At 31.2% G+C, this 1,203-nt stretch carries 2 protein-coding genes; both read right to left on the reverse strand.

All coding sequences use genetic code 11. The features are described from left to right. A partial coding sequence (locus tag F3G86_RS11345) for a tRNase toxin domain-containing protein (RefSeq protein ID WP_508610354.1) occupies positions 1–127 on the reverse strand: 127 nt, incomplete at its 3' end. 200 nt (positions 128–327) lie between these two features. Further along, positions 328–1,203: hypothetical protein (locus tag F3G86_RS10585; protein WP_223228598.1), on the reverse strand; the 876-nt coding region annotated here is incomplete at its 5' end.

Here is a 1,203-nt window from a genome sequence, read left to right on the forward strand (position 1 = left end):
CTATAAAACCTTTAAAATTTCCATTTAATTCCAATCTAATGCCACGACCATCTGGTAATCTTTTTTCCAAAAATGTTATACCTTTACTATTTGTAACTTTCTTAAATTCCTGCTTTGAGATAGTTATTTTTTGCTACCTTTATTAAATATTAATAAAAACCCACCAATAATTAAAAATCCACTTATTGGTATATATAATAATGGATTTTAAAAATCATGAAAAGCACCTTGCGACCAAAATTGCTTAACAAACAACACTTTAAACCCAGCTACAATCATAACCAAAGCAAGACAATATTTAATCATTTTTATCCTTAAAATAATTGACTAAATCTTTAGCATCTTGGTAAAATTTGTCGTATGAATATATAATATTACCAACAACTCCTCCAACATACCATAAGCACTATAACTAGGAATTCCTGGTAGATAACCCTCGACAAAATCAGGTATAGCACTTGGATTTTTTATAAACCAATTTGAACCTTTATAATACATATCGCTAATTGGATTTAAACCTGGTTTCATAAATTCAGCTAAATTTGAATTCGTTACCACTTTTGTTCCAGTTTTTTGTAGAGCATTTTCACCTATCATATATAGTCCATCTGCTGTAGATACATAGTGATTTCCTTTTAGAGCATAACTTCCTTTATTGTATCCTATTTCTCGCAATATAGGCGAATTTGTCAAAGTGTCAGTTCCTACTTGAATGAAATTTTTATTTTCTATTGAAATAATTCCATTTTTTGGATTATATACCGCATTATTCGGTAATTTAGAAGTTGTTTTTTCTATTATATTTGCTTCAAGTTTTCTTACTCCGTTTACCACTCCTTTTGTGGTCGTTCTAGCTAATGCACCACCTCCCCAAATTCCACCTATAAATTCAAAATCTCTAGCGGTTGCGCTAGCATAATCTCCGAGCATAATATCTAGCTCGCTTTTCATTAAACCGTTATAAATGAGCGTATCTGCATTTGATACAGTATTTGCTACACCTTTGCCTGTTTCTACTGGATCTGTTGCTAAGCGGTATAGTCCTGTTGCAGTATCTACTAACAAATTTTTAGCACCAGTGCCAACGCCGCCTAAAAAGCTTAGTGTATTATCTAAATAATGAGTATCCACCTTTAAATTTTTATCATAAAATTCTCTATTGTTAGTAAAACTATCTAGATAGACATACCTATCCTCATATTG

It is taken from the genome of Campylobacter concisus, assembly GCF_902460595.1.
GTDB lineage: Bacteria > Campylobacterota > Campylobacteria > Campylobacterales > Campylobacteraceae > Campylobacter_A > Campylobacter_A concisus_BL.